This is a genomic window from Streptomyces sp. NPDC093591 (assembly GCF_044764885.1).
Lineage (GTDB): Bacteria > Actinomycetota > Actinomycetes > Streptomycetales > Streptomycetaceae > Streptomyces.
Genome location: NZ_JBIWIY010000004.1, coordinates 279,446 through 293,981, shown reverse-complemented (window position 1 = coordinate 293,981; position 14,536 = coordinate 279,446). Strand labels below are relative to the sequence as shown.

Below are 14,536 nucleotides of genomic sequence, written 5' to 3'. Positions count from 1 at the left end.
GCCCACCAGGCCCGCCGGGACGACGGTGTTCGCACGGTCGTGAACGGGTCCGACCCGTCATCGGCGGACCCTGTTCACATGGCCAGTCCGAGCGTCACAGCCGCGGCCACGGTGAGGAGCAGGAAGGCGACGGCGCTCAGGGACTTGTTCCGGGTGGCAGGGTCCGCGTAGTCGCCGGCCTTGGCGTGGAAGCCCACCGCCCCGATCATGGTGATGGCGAGGCCTATCGCGGCCGCGATGCCCAGAGGCTGCCAGAACAGCCCGATGACCAGTCCTGCGGCGGCGGCGACCTCGGTCAGACCGATGAAGCGGACGAACCCCGCGCTCAGCCCCATGTGGGACTGGAGCTCGGCGGGCACGTCGCCCTTCAGCAGCGCCTTGGGTGCACCCGCGGCGAGCGACCCGAGGGCGAGGAGCACGCTGAGAATGGCGGCGCTGACGTACATGGATCGGTTCCTTCCGGGCGGCCTGCGTCCGAAACGGTAGACCGCGGTTGTGGTTGATGCGTCAACGCCGGAACCTTAGAGACAAGGTAGATGACTCGTCAATTAAGTGATGCGGGGGCCTGGCGGAGCGCCTGTACCGGATGCTTGCTCATGACGGACACGCGGTTGAACGCGCCGATGGTGATCGCCACCCAGATCGCGGCTGAGATCTGGTCGTCGGTGAGGGCCAGGCGGGCCGTCTCGTATGCGGATTCCTGCGCGGCGGAGTCCGTCGGATCGGTCGTCGCCTCCGTCAGCGCCAGCGCGGCACGCTCCGAGGGGGTGAATGCGCCGGTGTCCCGCCAGGCCGTCAGGACGCCCAGTCTCTGCGGTGACTCGCCCGCGCGCAGGGCCCTTCGGGTGTGCAGGTCGAGGCAGAAGGTGCAGCCGTTCAGCTGTGACACCCGAAGGTTGATCAGTTCCACGGTCGTGCGGTCGAGCCCCGCCTCCGTGGCCGCCGCGCTCACCGCCTCCGAGGTCTTCACCAGGGCGTGGAAAGCCTGTGGGCTCTGTTTGTCGATGAAGATCCTCTGTGGTGCGGATCCGTTGCCGTGCTCACTCACTTCGCGCCTCCGGGAGCGGTCCGCCTTCATGCCGCGGTTAGTTGATGCGACAACAATAGCCCCTCGAGAGGGGCTGCATCCAGCACGGTCGGGAGGGGGTCGGTGCGACCATGCTTGCGCCTCGCCGGCTCAGGCGACGAAGACGGCCGGTGCGTCTGCTGTGAGCTTCGTGAGGGTGTGGTGGAAGCTCTCGCGCTCGGCCGCGGGCAGGTCCGACAGGGGGCCCTCCAGGCGCTCGGTGATTCCGCGATGGAACCGGCCGATCGCCTCCTCGCCGCTCCCGGTGAGCGCCACGCGGACCGCGCGCCGGTCGGTCGGATCGGGGCGGCGCTCGACGAGGTCGCGCTGTGCGGCACGGTCGACGTGGAGTGTGTGGTCTCGGCGTCCCGGCCGGCGATGTGACGTGCCTGCTCGTAGAAGGCGTCGAGCGGAAGCGCCGGGTGATGGGCCAGCATCTTCAGCAAGGGGCCGCCCGGAGCGGCGTGGGCCAGGATCTCCTCGGCCGAACCGACCAGTTCCACCGCCTCGTCGTCGAACGACCAGTCCGGGTAGGCCGCTTCGTGACCGAAGGCTCTGTCGAACTCGAGGGCGAAGGCCACGCCGGGGATGGCCGCGCGCATCCGTTGCGCGAGTCGCAGTGCTGTGTGAAGCCGGATGGGGGAGGTGCGGGCGATGGTCCCGTCGGGGGAGTGGACCGCGGCGCCGTTGGCGGCGATGGCGGTGTGAGGCCCGATGTGCCGCAGCAGGGCCGGCACGCTCCGCGGTGGACGGCCGGTGACGAGGACGACCGGTATTCCGGCCCGTTCGGCCGCCGCCAACGCTGCCCGGGTGCGCTGCGACAACGTCCCGTCACTGCGCAGGAGCGTGCCGTCGAGATCGGTGGCGACCAGCTTCGGAGGCACGGTCGGGGGCGTGGTCGGTGTGTTGGTCATGGCGGTTGTACCTCCTGGATCGACGGCCTGGGACGGCGTGCGCGAGGACGGTCGCGGCTGCCCCCGCAAGCCCGTCGAGGCCTTACGCACCGGCGGCGGGGACGGAGAGGAGTCGGCGTGCCCAGGAGAAGGCCGCCAGTGTGCCGTCGCCGCTCCACTCCGCGGTCCTGTCCGGCGCGGATGCGGTCGTCTCCCAGGTCCCCGTGCCCCGCCACCGGGGGCCGAGGGTCGACCAGGTGACCGGGGTGACGCCGGCCTGGGCCATGCGCCGTACGGCCAGCTCGTGGGTCTCGGCCATCACGCCTCCGCAAGCGTCGGTCACGACGTACACGTCGAGGCCTGCGGCGGCCGCCGGCAGTGCGGCCATGGTCACGGAGGCCTCCGTGTGCAGCCCGGCGATGACCAGTTTCGTGCGCCCGGTGGCGGCGACGGCGTCGGTTGTGCGGTGGTCCTCCCAGGGGCTGATGTGCTGCCTCTGGATCGGTCTCCGGTCGGGGAAGAGGTCCTGGAGGGGCTGCAACAGGCGGCCGTTGTATTCCTCCAGCACGGTCGTCAGGACCGTCGGGACGCCGTGTTCCCTGGCTGCCTCGGCCAGTTCCCGTGTGGCGCCGGACACCGTTGTCGCGTCGTGGCTGTGCAGGTACGGGAGCGGCTGGTGGTCGATCAGCAGCAGGACGCTCTCGTCGGGCATCGGCGGTGCGACGAGACCGCTCGTCGACGACGTGCTCATGGCAGCTCCTCGGGCGGACATGGGTTCCGCGCTATGAAGATGGCACATCAACCTCTATTGATATGTCAACTACCCGCGGTGTGGTTGCGCGGCTACCGCTGCTCCACCGCCACCCGCAGGGGAGCGCGGAAGGACAGCAGACCCAGCATGGGGGCGTCCGCCGCTCCCGCCGCCGGCTGTATGCGCGGCAGGTGGCGGGCCGCCGCCCGCAGGGCCACAACCGCCTCCGTATGGGCCAGGGAAGCGCCTGGGCAGCGGTGGCGGCCGGCTCCGAAGGCCAGGTGGTGGCGGATGTTCTCCCGGTGCGGGCACATGCGTTCGGGCTGCGGGAAGACCTCCGGGTCGGATCCGCTGCCCATCAGCATCAGCAGCAGTTGCGCACCCTCCGGCAGACGCGTCCCGCCCAGCGCCGTGGCCCGCGCGGTGACTCTGCGCCAGGTGGTCACCGGCGGCTCGCGCCTGAGGACCTCTTGCACCCAGGCCTCGGCCAGACCCGCTTCGCAGGCCACTCGCTGCCACATACCGGTCTCGGCCAGCGCCCGGCGCAGCGCGGTGGCGATGAGCTGTCCGGTGGTGGACTGACCGGCGACGAAGACGAAGAAGCACGTGCCGACCGCGGTCGCGACGTCCAGCGGACTGCCGTCGGGCAGACGGTGGCGGGTCAGTTCCCCTATGAACGAGTCGGCAGGGGCCGTGCCGCCGTTCACGGTCTCGGTGAGCCACCGGTGGAAGTCCACGACGAGCTCCGCCAGCTCCAGCTGCCGTTCGAGTGCGGGCCTGCCCCAGAACAGCTCCAGCGCGGCGTCGCTCCAGCGGATGAGCGTGGCCGGGTCGATGCCCCGGATGCCGAGGAGCTCCATCAGCACCCTGCTGGGGAGTACTTGGGCGAACGAGGTGAACAGGTCGCTCTTGCCCGTCGAGTCGAGTTGGGACCGCGCAGCGTCGAGCAGCTCGTCGGCGATGCGTTCGATCACCGGTACGGCGGCCGCGACGCACCGCGCGTTGAAGAACCGGGTGACCACTCGGCGCAGACCGGAGTGGCTCGCGGTGCCGTTGTTGGCGAGCGCCGGAGGAAGCGTGAAGCCTGCCCGGACGAGAACCCGCAGCACGGGGACGGGCAGCGGGGTGGCGGCGTTCTGCGCGTTGTCCGGAAGGAAGACTTCCGGATCCAGCAGTACGTGGCGTACGTCCTCGTGCCGGCTGACCAGCCACAGCCCCGTGACGGGGTCGTGGTGCACGGGAGACTCGGACCGCAGCAGGTCCAGCCAGGGATAGGGGTCGCGGACGAACGGGGCGCCGAACAGGTCGAGCAGACCGAGCGGGTCACGGGTGCCGGGAGAATTGGGGCCGGCCGTCGGGCCGGTACCTGCCGCTGCGCTGCGGGGTGCGGGTACATCCAGAGCCGGGAAGAGCACGGCCGGACGCTAACACGGGGTCGGCGCAGGCCAGGGGGTATGTGCGCGGCATCACTCGGCCCTGTCCACCGGCTCTGTCCACGCAGGTGATGCGGGGCCCGGCGGTACCGGACCCGGCATCACGAGGGCTTCCGCCGCCTACGGCTCAGGCGGTGACGGTGGCCGCGCGGAGCGGGGCCAGGGCACCGCTCCAGGCGACGACCTGGTCGAGCATGGTGCCGACGGCCTGGATGTTGTAGTCGCCGGGCTTGAGGACGCTGAAGTTCTCGAACTCGGTCATCAGCGACAGGGCGACCTGCTGGCGTACGTCGGCCATCTGGAGCTCGCCGACGACGAGGCGCAGGTGTTCCACGGCGCGGGCGCCGCCGACGCCGCCGTAGGAGACGAAGCCGACCGCCTTGTTGTTCCACTCGTTGTAGAGGAAGTCGATGGCGTTCTTCAGGACACCGGAGGTGCTGTGGTTGTACTCCGGGGTGACGAAGACGAACCCGTCGAAGGAGGCGATCTTCTCCGCCCACTTCTTGGTGTGCTCGCCCTGGTACTGCGTCGCTGCGGCGGGAGGCGATGTCGTAAACCCACTTGGCGACCTGCTCGCCGTTGCGGTTGGGGCGGGTGCTGCCGAGGATGATGCCGATCCTGGTCATGGATTTCCTCAGCTGGACAACGGATTGTGGTGCTTTCCTGAACCGCGGTTCAGGAAGTGTGAGGGAGGTGCTGGGCGGGGATGACGCCGAAGCGGCCCGCCTGGTAGTCGGCGAAGGCCTGTTGGACCTCTTCAGGGGTGTTCATCACGAACGGGCCGTACTGGACGACGGGTTCGCGGATGGGCAGGCCGCCCAGCACGAAGAGCTCCAGCTTGGGGGTACGGGACTCCTGGCGGCGGTCGGCGGTCAGCCGCAGTGCGTCACCCTGGCCGAAGACGGCGAGGCGGCCCTCCTTGAACGGGCGGGCTTCGGTGCCGACGGTGCCGTGGCCCGCGAGGGCGTAGGCCAGCGCGTTGTAGGCGGGGTTCCACGGCAGGTCGACCTGGGCGCCGGGTTCGAGGGTGAGGTGGGCGACGGTGATCGGGGTGTGGGTGACGCCCGGGCCGGTGTGCCCGGCGATGTCGCCGGCGATCACGCGGATCAGGGCGCCGCCGTCGGGGGTGGTGATCAGGCCCGTGTGCTTGCCGCGGATGTCCTGGTAGCGCGGCGGGCTCATCTTCTTGGCGCGGGGGAGGTTGACCCACAGCTGTGCGCCGTGCAGGACCCCGCCGCTTTGTACCAGCTGCTCCGGCGGCTGCTCGATGTGCAGGATTCCGGCGCCCGCGGTCATCCACTGGGTGTCGCCGTCGGTGAGTTTTCCGCCGCCGCCGTTGGAGTCCTGGTGCTCCACGGCGCCGTCGATGAGGTAGGTGACGGTCTCGAAGCCGCGGTGCGGGTGCCAGGGCGTGCCCACGGGTTCGCCCGACGCCACCTCGACCTCGCCGAGGTGGTCCATGTGCACGAACGGGTCGAGCTCCGGCAGCGGCACCCCGGCGAAGGCCCGGCGCACCGGTAAACCCTCGCCCTCGAACCCTCGCTCCGCCTTAGCCAGTCGGCGGACGGGTCGGTAGCGCGTGCCTGCCGGGTCCAGTTCGGGCAGGCGAGGCAGGACGAGCACGTCGTCCACGGTGATCGCGGGCATGGGTCTCTCCGTCTCTTGCGATGGCGGTCAGAAGGAGTGCGGCCCGAAGCGGCCCCAGGCCTCGAACACGGCCAGGGCGAGCAGGACCACGGGGACGGCGATGGACTGGTACTCCTTGCGGCGGCCGTGTTCGATCGCGGCACCGATCATGACCAGTGCCAGGCCGGTTGCGGCCAGGGGGACGAAGACCGTGGCGATGTCCACCGCCGGGGGCAGCAGCAGCCCGATCGCACCGAGCACCTCGAAGGTGCCGATCATCTTGATCATGCCGGGTGAGAAGTCCTCGGCCCAGGCCATGGCCGGTCCCGAGGCGAGGAGTTGCTCCTTCGACTTGGTGAGCTTCATGGCGCCGGCGGCGAGAAAGACGAGGGCGAGCAGGGCCGCGACGACCCACAGGGTGACGTTCATGGATACCTCTTGTGGCTGGGTGTGCGGACCGGGCGTATGCAGGCCTCGCAGTTGATTGATGCATCATCTAAATTAACGGTCATCTAGATGACGTGTCAACGTATGGTTGGGAAAGTGTGCCGACGGGCCCAGAAGCGCGTCGTGGCGGGCTCGTGCTGAACCCGGTGGGTGGTTGAGCGTAGGTTTGGTGAGCTGTCAACCACGTTTACACTTTCTGTATGGAGGAAAACGTGCGTTGGCTGACAGCGGAGGAGCAGCATGCCTGGCGGAGCTTCGTCCGGCTGCACGAGAAGCTCGGCGGCCGCCTGTCACGTCTGCTGCAGACGGAGTCGAATCTGTCGGCTGCCGACTTCGCGGTGCTGGTCAATCTGACGGACGTGCCGGAGGGCCGACAGCGTTATCAGGATCTGGCCCGGGCGCTGGAGTGGGAGAAGAGCCGGATGTCCCACCACATCGCGCGGATGGCCGGGCGCGGTCTGGTCGTGCGGGAGGAGTGCCTCGAGGATGCGCGCGGCGCGTTCGTGGTGATCACGGATCAGGGGCGCGCGGCGATCGAGGCGGCGGCCCCCCTCCATGTGGGGGCCGTACGGGCGCTGTTCATCGACCATGTCACTCCCTCGGAGCTGCGTGTGCTGGGCCAGATCTCCGAGCGCGTGGTCAAGAAGCTGGACGAGGACGCGTCCTGACCTGACGACCTGGCCGTGCGGGCGGGCGATGGTGCCCGGCGAACAGAAATTGGGGTGCCGGATCCCGGCCCGCATTCCCACTCTCGGCCCATGCCCCACGAATCCGCCCCGCTGAACGTCATCGACGTGGAAGCCAACTGCTGGGACGGGCAACCGCCGCCCGGTTCTGTGAACGAGATCATCGAGATCGGCCTGACCGTCGTGGACGTGGCGGCACGGCGCCGTGTGTCCCGGCATCGTGTCCTGGTCCGACCTGCCTGGTCGACGGTGAGCGACTTCCGCGGCTGGGACGAGTACGACCGTCGGCAGTTCGCCCGGCAGAGTCGGGCCGACGGGGTGGCCTACCCGTTCGGCTGTCCGACGGAGCGCACCCACACCGACGCCAAGGTCGTATTCGCCGCGGCCTACGGGCTGCGCGGGAAACCCGGCATGGACCATGCCCTGCGGATCGCCGGACTGCCGCTCGAGGGACGTCATCGCCGAGGCGAGGACGATGTGTGGAACATCGCCGCGCTCGTCCTCGATCTGGTGGGTCGAAGGGCATGGCCGGTCGTGGCCGCAATCGTCAAGGGGGCCGGATTGGAGAGGTGTCACATCCTAAGAGGTAGGTGATGAGTCAACAATCGAGTACCCTGGTTGTATGACTCAACAACCGAAATGGCTCACCCCGGAGGAGCAGGACGCCTGGCGCGGTGTTATCCGTATGTACGAGAAGCTCGTCGGCCGGCTCTCCCGTCACCTTCAGCAGGATGTCAATTTGTCCCCCGCCGACTTCGCCGTGCTCGTCGATCTCGGCGAGGCGCCGGACGGCCGCAAGCGCCACGTGGACCTCTCGAAGTGCCTGGAGTGGGAGAAGAGCAGGATGTCCCACCAGATCTCCCGGATGGCGAAGCGAGGGCTGGTGACTCGCCAGGAGTGCCCGGAGGACGGGCGCGGCGCGTTCGTGGTGATCACCGAGGAGGGTATGGCGACGATCAGGGCGGCCGCACCCCGTCACGTGGAGGTCGTGCGTGAGCTGTTCGTCGACGTCCTGGCGCCGGAGGAGCTTCGCCAGTTCGCCAGGATCGCCGACCGGGTGATCGAGCACGTCGAGAGTTCGCCGTCCCCGTAGTCCGGAGCGGTCGGAATGGAGGCGGGCAAGGCCTCGTTGGAGGGTATTAGTTGATGCATCAACATTAGGGAAAGGCTGAAGACGATGCAGTTCGGCATCTTCACCGTCGGCGATGTGGCGCCCGACCCGACGACGGGACGCGCCCCGAGCGAGCATGAGCGGATCAAGGCCATGGTCGCCCTCGCGCAGAAGGCCGAGGAGGTCGGGCTCGACGTCTTCGCGACCGGCGAGCACCACAACCGGCCGTTCGTGCCCTCGTCACCGACCACGATGCTCGGATACGTCGCCGCGCGCACCGAGCGGATCATGCTCTCCACCGCGACCACCCTGATCACCACCAACGACCCGGTGAAGATCGCCGAGGACTATGCGATGCTGCAGCACCTGGCCGACGGCCGGGTGGACCTGATGATGGGGCGCGGCAACACCGGTCCCGTCTATCCGTGGTTCGGCAAGGACATCCGCGACGGCCTCAACCTCGCCATCGAGAACTACGCGCTGCTGCGCCGACTGTGGCGCGAGGACGTGGTCGACTGGCAGGGGCGTTACCGCACACCGCTGCAGGGGTTCACCTCCACGCCGCGGCCGCTGGACGACGTACCGCCGTTCGTCTGGCACGGCTCCATCCGCTCGCCGGAGATCGCCGAGCAGGCCGCCTATTACGGCGACGGCTTCTTCCACAACAACATCTTCTGGCCCAAGGAGCACACCCAGCGGATGATCGAGCTGTACCGCGAGCGGTACGCGCACTACGGGCACGGCACCGCCGAGCAGGCGATCGTCGGGCTCGGGGGGCACGTCTACATGCGCCCCAACTCGCAGGACGCCCTCCGTGAGTTCCGCCCGGTCTTCGACCAGTCGCCCGTGATGGGTGGCGGGGTGTCCATGGAGGAGTACATGCGGCAGACCCCGCTGACCGTCGGCACCCCCGAGCAGGTCATCGAGAAGACGCTGACCTTCCGCGAGTACGCCGGCGACTACCGGCGCCAGCTGTTCATCGTGGACGGCGGCGGCCTGTCGCTGAAGACCGCGCTGGAGCAGCTGGACATGCTCGGCGAGGAGGTCGTACCGGTGCTGCGCAAGGAGTTCGCGAAGGACCGGCCGGCCGGTGTTCCCGAGGCGCCCACCCACGCCTCGCTGCTGGCGGCCCGTGAGTCCGGGCGCGCGCAGGCCTCCGACCCGGTGGCCTGAGCCCAACGACAAGGGATACGAAGGGACCTGACGATGAACCCCTTGAAGCTGGTGGTCGTCTCGGCGGGCCTGAGCCTGCCCTCCTCCACCCGGCTGCTCGCCGACCGGCTCGCGGACGCCACCCGTGAGAGCCTGACGGACGCCGGGCGGGAGGTGGACGTTCAGGTGGTCGAACTGCGGGACCTGGCCACGGACATCGCCCACAACCTGGTCAACGGCTTCCCGGGGCCCGCGCTGCGCGGTGCGCTGGAGGCCGTCGAGGGGGCGGATGGCGTCATCGCCGTGACGCCTGGGTCGTGTCGGAGGCGCGCCAATGGATGCAGCTCGGCCTCGTACAGCGGGCTGTTCAAGTCCTTCGACCTGCTGGAGAACACCGCGCTCGTCGGCAAGCCCGTGCTGGTCGCCGCCACCGGTGGCAGTTCCCGGCACTCGCTCGTCCTGGAGCACGCGCTGCGTCCGCTCTTCGCGTACCTGCGCGCGGTCGTCGTACCGACCGGCGTGTACGGGGCGTCCGAGGACTGGGGTGCGGCCGGTGACCGCCGTACCGACGGTCTCGCCGCCCGGATCCACCGGGCCGGCGGTGAGCTGGCCGGGCTGATGGGCGGCCGCCCGGCCGTGGCCGGTCCCGCCGAGGTCGTCGTCCCGTTCGAACAACAGCTGGCCGCACTCCGGTCGGCGTGAAGACGCGTGTCGGACACGCGGGAGCCCCGAGGGAGGGCTGAGAAGTGATGAACGAGAAATTCAACGAGTACCCGGCCTACGACGGTGTGGCGCCCGACCGCTGGGCGAGCGCGCTGCACCTGTTCGACAACGGTCCCGGAGTGCCGCACGAGGAGACCACCGTCGAGCGCTGGGAGCGGGCTCAGCTGCTCTTCGACGCCAAGGACTACATCGGCGCCGCCCGGCTGCTGGCCGCCGTCGTCGAGGAGGCACCGGAGCAGGGCGGCCCCCGGCTGCTGCTGGCGCGCGCCTACTATCACTCCGCTCAACTGGGCCGTGCGGAGGAGCAGTTGCGCAAGGTCATCGACCGTGACCCCGTGGAGCACTACGCCCACCTGATGCTGGGGCGCACCCTGGAACGCCAGGGGCGGCATGACGAGGCAGGTCCCTGGCTGCGCCTGGCCGCCGCGTTCGCGGGTGAATTCCAGGACGACTGAGCGGCGTGGGGTCGCGCGGAGGGGAGTGGCGGGTACCGGTGAACCGGTACCCGCCACTCTCGCGTCGGGCCCGAGGTGGCGCCCAGGCTGCATCGAGGACGCCTCCACCAACCGCACCAGCGCGGTCGTCGTGGGGGAGGGACAGGCCGAGTACCGGGGCTGAGCCGACCGCCGGTCACGGCCTGGGCAGGGGCTGCTCCGCCCAGATGGTCTTGCCGTCGTGGGTGTAGCGGGTGCCCCAGCGCTGGGTGAGCTCGGCGACCATGTACAGGCCGCGGCCGCCTTCGTCGTAGACGCGGGCGCGGCGCAGGTGAGGGCTGGTGCTGCTGCCGTCGGAGACCTCGCAGATCAGGGTCTCGTCCTTGATCAGAGTGAGGCGGATGGGGCCGCTGCCGTACCGGATGGCGTTGGTGACCAGCTCGCTGACGACCAGTTCCGTGATGAAGGCGGGTACGAGCGGGGCCCGGCACCCACCACGGCGAGCATCGAGGCCGCCCGAGGCCCCTACGCCGTCTCGGAGGCCAGCGTGTCGCGGCTCGCGGGGAGCGGCTTCGGTGGAGGCACCATCTACTACCCGACGAGCACCGCCGACGGCACGTTCGGAGCGGTCGCGGTGTCACCGGGGTTCACCGCCTACCAGTCCTCGATCGCCTGGCTCGGTCCTCGGCTCGCCTCCCAGGGCTTCGTCGTCTTCACGATCGACACCCTCACCGCCTCCGACCAGCCGGCCAGCCGCGGCACGCAGTTGCTGGCCGCACTGGACTACCTGGTCGACCGCAGTGCCGTCCGCAACAGCGTCGACGCCGGACGCCTCGGAGTGATGGGCCACTCCATGGGCGGCGGCGGTACCGTCGAAGCGGCCAAGTCCCGCCCCTCGCTGCAGGCCGCCATCCCGCTGACCGGCTGGAACCTGGACAAGAGCTGGCCGGAGATCACGACTCCCACCCTGGTCGTCGGCGCCGACGGCGACACCATCGCACCCGTGGCGACGCACTCCGAGCCGTTCTACGCGAGCCTGCCCGCCACCACCGACCGCGCCTATCTCGAGCTGCGGGGCGCGACCCACTTCACCCCGAACACCTCCGACACGACGATCGCGAAGTACAGCATTTCCTGGCTGAAGCGGTTCATCGACAACGACACCCGCTACGAGCAGTTCCTGTGCCCGCTGCCGCCGGCGAGCCTGACGATCGTCGAGTTCCGCGGCAACTGCCCGCACACCTCCTGACACCCGCACCGCCGGGCACCCCGTCGCCGCCGCACGGTCCTTCCCGGCCGTGCGGCGGCGACGGCGTGGTCAGGACCCTTGTTCCTGTGCGTCGACACGGAGGTTCAGCTGACCGGCCACACTGCTCAAGGCCGACCCCAGGGGGAGCGCGACGCGGGTGAGGGCGTGCCGGTCGCCCCGGGTGGCGTCCCGGTTGACGATGAGCACCGGTTTGCCGGCCTCGGACGCCTGGCGGACGAACCGTAGCCCGGACATCACCGTCAGCGAGGAGCCCAGGACCAGCAGCGATGTCGCCTCACGGACCAGCTGACGGCAGTGCTCGACCCGTGGTGCGGGGACGGCCTCACCGAAGAACACGACGTCCGGCTTGAGGACGCCGCCGCAGATCACACAGGGCATCACGTGGAAGTCCCCGACCTGCGCGTCGGTGAGGTCGGCGTCGCCGTCGGGGTTGATGCCCGCAGCCACCGGCTCGAAGCCCGGGTTGGCCTCGTCCAGGCGTAGCGCGAGTTCACGGCGCGTGCTGACGGCCCCGCAGGACAGGCAGACGACCCGTGCCAGGCTGCCGTGCAGTTCGACGACGTCCTCGCTGCCGGCGGTCTGGTGCAGGCCGTCGACGTTCTGAGTGATCACACCGGAGAGCAGTCCGGACCGCTCGAACGCGGCCACGGCCCGGTGTCCGGCGTTGGGGCGGGCCCGACCGAAGGTGCGCCAGCCGAGGTGGCTGCGCGCCCAGTACCGGCGGCGGGCCTGGGCACTGGCGGTGAAGTCCTGGTAGGTCATCGGCGTGTGCCGGCCGAGGCTGCCGCCCTCACCCCGGTAGTCGGGGATGCCCGACTCCGTGGAGATGCCCGCTCCGCTGAGCACCAGCACACCGCCGGTCCTCAGGGCATCGAGGAGCGGCGCCGGATCCGTGGTGCCGGGAGGCAGGTCCTCGTCAGGCGTCCAGCTCAGGGTGGGGCGCATGCGCATGCCGCCAGGGTACGGAACCCGCAGTCACCGATCTTCGTTCAGGTGGCGGCGGTTGACTTCTGGCCGCCGCGGCGGGGCGGCTGTCGCTTCGCGACGGTGTAGGTCAGGTGGGTCACTCGGGATGACGCGTCCGTGCGGGTCTGGTCGAGGGCCAGGCGGTCGGGATCCGGGCGGTCGAACAGGCGGATGCCGGTGCCCAGCACCACGGGCGCGAGCGTGATCGAGAACTCGTCGATCAGGCCGCTGTCCAGGTACGCCTGGATGGTCTCGGCGCCGCCGGAGATGCGGACGTCGCGGTCGCCGGCGGCTTCGCGGGCCTGGTCGAGGGCGCTGTCGATGCCGTCGTTGACGAAGTGGAAGGTGGTGCCGCCCGGCCGCTCCCATGGCTCACGCTTGGTGTGGGTGACGACGAACACCGGGGTGTGGAACGGCGCCTCCGCCGGCCATGACTGCTCGCCGAGGTCGAACATGCGCTTTCCCATGACGCTCGCGCCGGTGCGGTCGTACATCGCCCGTGCGATGTCGTTGTCGAGTCCTTCCTCGCCGCCCTCGCCGAGCTTGAGGTTCTCGCGGAACCAGCGCTGCGGGAACGCCCACGCCTGCAGTTGTGACCACTGTGTCGCCCAGCGCCTGACGCCCGGGTCGTCCTGCTTCTCGGGTGAGAACGCGTCCTCCGCCGGCACGGCCTCGGGCGCCATGAAACCGTCGAGCGACATCGTCACGCTGAAGAAGACCTTCCCGGCCATCAGCTCTGCGCCCCCTTCGGAGTGCTCCCGTTCGAGGGGGTCTCGTTCCGGTCGGTGCCGTTCCGGGTGAGTTCGGCGACGTAGGCCGCCAGGTTGCGCAGGGTCTGCTCGCCGCCCTCGATCGCGTGGTACTTCTCCACCGCCTCGTCACGGAGTTCCTTGGTGGGGAACACCGTGCGCATCACGATCCGGGTCTCGTCGCCGACCGGCTCGAAGGCCAGGACCGACTCGAAGGCGTTGGGGTCGTCTAGGGACTCGCCGTGCAGCAGCGCGATCCGCTCCGGCGGGACGATCTCCCGCCACGTGATCCACTCCTGGTAGTCGGTCCCGTCCGGCCCGTGCATCACAAAGTCCCAGGCCCCGCCGACACGGAACTCGAAGGACCGCGTGGTGGTGGAGAATCCCTCCGGTCCCCACCACCGCGACAGGTGCCGGACCTGCGTGAATGCTTCGAACACCAGCTCCCGTGGTGCCCCGATGACCCGGGACATCACGATCTCGCGGTCCACGGTCGCGTGGTCGGGCCCTCCGCCGCTATTGGTCGTCGCCATCTCGGGGTTCCTCCCGCCTTGCCTGTTTCAGGTCCTGCACGTACTCGTCCAGCCGGTCGAAGCTCCCGCTCCAGAACCGCTCGAAGCCGCCCAGCCACTCATGGACCGGCCGAAGCCCCCGACGAGGGCGAGAGTGCCCTGGAGAACGCCTCCTGCTTCCCCGGTGCCAAGATGGGCCCGGACACCACCATCGCCATCGAGCACGAGGGCGAGCCGGAGTTGCGGATCCTGCCCGAGCACTACCAGGACGTCATCGCCGGTGACCTGCCCACCGAGACCACCGATGTCCTCGCGGTCACCCAGCGCTCGGTGCGCGTGCAGGCCCTGACCGCCGAACTCTCCGGCGCCCCGGCCTGGCGCAGCCTGCCGTCGTGGGCCGTGGTGGGCACCGCGGACAACGCCACTCCGGCCCAGGTGCAGGAGTTCATGGCCGAACGCGCCGGGTCGACCGTCGTGCAGGGTTGCCACGGACAGGTCGATGGAGCGCCGAATTCGCTGGTCGAGGGGAGTGGTCCGCCTCGTCGCCCACATCCGGGACACCCCGGATGACCAAGTAAATGGCGGACATGAACACCGATGGTCCGGGAAACGAAACGACGCATTACGGTTGCCTTCCGAGAACCCTGGTCCGCAGCCTCATCGGAGTGTGCATGTCAGCAAGAGCCGTGCCGGGCAGCTCCGTGACCACGACAGTTC

At 69.6% G+C, this 14,536-nt stretch carries 19 protein-coding genes and 1 pseudogene; 8 read left to right on the top strand and 12 right to left on the bottom strand.

Annotation, left to right across the window (positions count from 1 at the left end; all coding sequences use genetic code 11):
• Positions 1-74: 74 nt before the first annotated feature.
• The 8 genes and pseudogenes from ACIREI_RS10810 to ACIREI_RS10775 all read right to left on the bottom strand — a co-directional run bounded on the left by ACIREI_RS10810 (position 75) and on the right by ACIREI_RS10775 (position 6,198).
• Positions 75-446 carry a DoxX family protein gene (locus ACIREI_RS10810; protein ID WP_403330167.1) on the bottom strand — a complete coding sequence of 124 codons (372 nt, stop codon included), beginning with the start codon at positions 444-446 and terminating at the stop codon, positions 75-77.
• A 98-nt stretch (positions 447-544) separates the two neighbouring features.
• Complete coding sequence (locus tag ACIREI_RS10805; RefSeq protein ID WP_403330164.1) at positions 545-1,048, bottom strand: carboxymuconolactone decarboxylase family protein; 504 nt, start codon at positions 1,046-1,048, stop codon at positions 545-547.
• A gap of 26 nt (positions 1,049-1,074) precedes the next feature.
• Complete coding sequence (locus ACIREI_RS10800; protein WP_403330162.1) at positions 1,075-1,980, bottom strand: HAD family hydrolase; 906 nt, start codon at positions 1,978-1,980, stop codon at positions 1,075-1,077.
• An 82-nt stretch (positions 1,981-2,062) separates the two neighbouring features.
• Positions 2,063-2,710 (bottom strand): isochorismatase family protein, encoded by a 648-nt coding sequence (locus tag ACIREI_RS10795; RefSeq protein WP_403330160.1) that lies wholly within the window; start codon positions 2,708-2,710, stop codon positions 2,063-2,065.
• A gap of 92 nt (positions 2,711-2,802) precedes the next feature.
• Positions 2,803-4,125 carry a cytochrome P450 gene (locus ACIREI_RS10790; protein ID WP_403330157.1) on the bottom strand — a complete coding sequence of 441 codons (1,323 nt, stop codon included), beginning with the start codon at positions 4,123-4,125 and terminating at the stop codon, positions 2,803-2,805.
• A gap of 145 nt (positions 4,126-4,270) precedes the next feature.
• A pseudogene (locus ACIREI_RS10785) lies at positions 4,271-4,769 on the bottom strand (NADPH-dependent FMN reductase).
• Positions 4,770-4,818: 49 nt separating this feature from the next.
• Positions 4,819-5,790: a pirin family protein gene (locus tag ACIREI_RS10780; RefSeq protein WP_403330154.1), complete on the bottom strand. Its 972-nt coding sequence runs from the start codon at positions 5,788-5,790 to the stop codon at positions 4,819-4,821.
• Between the two features lie 27 nt (positions 5,791-5,817).
• Positions 5,818-6,198 carry a DoxX family protein gene (locus tag ACIREI_RS10775; RefSeq protein WP_403330151.1) on the bottom strand — a complete coding sequence of 127 codons (381 nt, stop codon included), beginning with the start codon at positions 6,196-6,198 and terminating at the stop codon, positions 5,818-5,820.
• Between the two features lie 218 nt (positions 6,199-6,416).
• Between ACIREI_RS10775 and ACIREI_RS10770 the strand changes: the two genes are divergently transcribed.
• The 6 genes from ACIREI_RS10770 (at position 6,417) to ACIREI_RS10745 (ending at position 10,343) form a co-directional block, all read left to right on the top strand.
• Positions 6,417-6,884: a MarR family winged helix-turn-helix transcriptional regulator gene (locus ACIREI_RS10770; RefSeq protein WP_403330148.1), complete on the top strand. Its 468-nt coding sequence runs from the start codon at positions 6,417-6,419 to the stop codon at positions 6,882-6,884.
• A 90-nt stretch (positions 6,885-6,974) separates the two neighbouring features.
• Positions 6,975-7,496, top strand: a complete 522-nt coding sequence (locus tag ACIREI_RS10765) for a DNA polymerase III (RefSeq protein ID WP_403330145.1) — start codon at positions 6,975-6,977, stop codon at positions 7,494-7,496.
• Between the two features lie 28 nt (positions 7,497-7,524).
• Complete coding sequence (locus ACIREI_RS10760; protein WP_403330142.1) at positions 7,525-7,995, top strand: MarR family winged helix-turn-helix transcriptional regulator; 471 nt, start codon at positions 7,525-7,527, stop codon at positions 7,993-7,995.
• An 84-nt stretch (positions 7,996-8,079) separates the two neighbouring features.
• The gene (locus tag ACIREI_RS10755) at positions 8,080-9,186 is read left to right on the top strand and encodes an LLM class flavin-dependent oxidoreductase (RefSeq protein WP_403330139.1); all 1,107 of its coding nucleotides are present in this window, start codon (positions 8,080-8,082) and stop codon (positions 9,184-9,186) included.
• A 33-nt stretch (positions 9,187-9,219) separates the two neighbouring features.
• Positions 9,220-9,867 (top strand): FMN reductase, encoded by a 648-nt coding sequence (locus ACIREI_RS10750; RefSeq protein ID WP_403330137.1) that lies wholly within the window; start codon positions 9,220-9,222, stop codon positions 9,865-9,867.
• A 47-nt stretch (positions 9,868-9,914) separates the two neighbouring features.
• Entirely contained in the window at positions 9,915-10,343 is a 429-nt protein-coding gene (locus ACIREI_RS10745; RefSeq protein WP_403330135.1) for a tetratricopeptide repeat protein, read from the top strand.
• A 175-nt stretch (positions 10,344-10,518) separates the two neighbouring features.
• On the opposite strand, the gene ACIREI_RS10740 is transcribed toward ACIREI_RS10745, so the two are convergent.
• Positions 10,519-10,725 carry an ATP-binding protein gene (locus ACIREI_RS10740; RefSeq protein ID WP_403330891.1) on the bottom strand — a complete coding sequence of 69 codons (207 nt, stop codon included), beginning with the start codon at positions 10,723-10,725 and terminating at the stop codon, positions 10,519-10,521.
• Here ACIREI_RS10740 and ACIREI_RS10735 point away from each other — a divergent pair.
• A complete protein-coding gene (locus ACIREI_RS10735) occupies positions 10,654-11,571 on the top strand; it encodes an alpha/beta hydrolase family protein (protein WP_403330888.1) in 918 nt (305 codons plus the stop codon). The genes ACIREI_RS10740 and ACIREI_RS10735 overlap by 72 nt on opposite strands.
• A gap of 69 nt (positions 11,572-11,640) precedes the next feature.
• Here the strand turns inward: ACIREI_RS10735 and ACIREI_RS10730 are convergent, their stop codons facing one another.
• From ACIREI_RS10730 to ACIREI_RS10720, 3 genes are read right to left on the bottom strand one after another with little or no spacing between them, the layout of a single operon-like run.
• Complete coding sequence (locus ACIREI_RS10730; protein ID WP_403330132.1) at positions 11,641-12,543, bottom strand: NAD-dependent protein deacetylase; 903 nt, start codon at positions 12,541-12,543, stop codon at positions 11,641-11,643.
• A gap of 38 nt (positions 12,544-12,581) precedes the next feature.
• Complete coding sequence (locus tag ACIREI_RS10725; RefSeq protein ID WP_403330129.1) at positions 12,582-13,289, bottom strand: dihydrofolate reductase family protein; 708 nt, start codon at positions 13,287-13,289, stop codon at positions 12,582-12,584.
• A complete protein-coding gene (locus ACIREI_RS10720) occupies positions 13,289-13,840 on the bottom strand; it encodes an SRPBCC family protein (protein WP_403330126.1) in 552 nt (183 codons plus the stop codon). Before ACIREI_RS10720 ends, ACIREI_RS10725 begins: the two co-directional genes overlap by 1 nt.
• A gap of 171 nt (positions 13,841-14,011) precedes the next feature.
• On the opposite strand from ACIREI_RS10720, the gene ACIREI_RS10715 reads away from it, so the two are divergent.
• A complete protein-coding gene (locus tag ACIREI_RS10715; RefSeq protein WP_403330123.1) occupies positions 14,012-14,389 on the top strand; it encodes a hypothetical protein in 378 nt (125 codons plus the stop codon).
• Positions 14,390-14,536 lie beyond the last annotated feature (147 nt).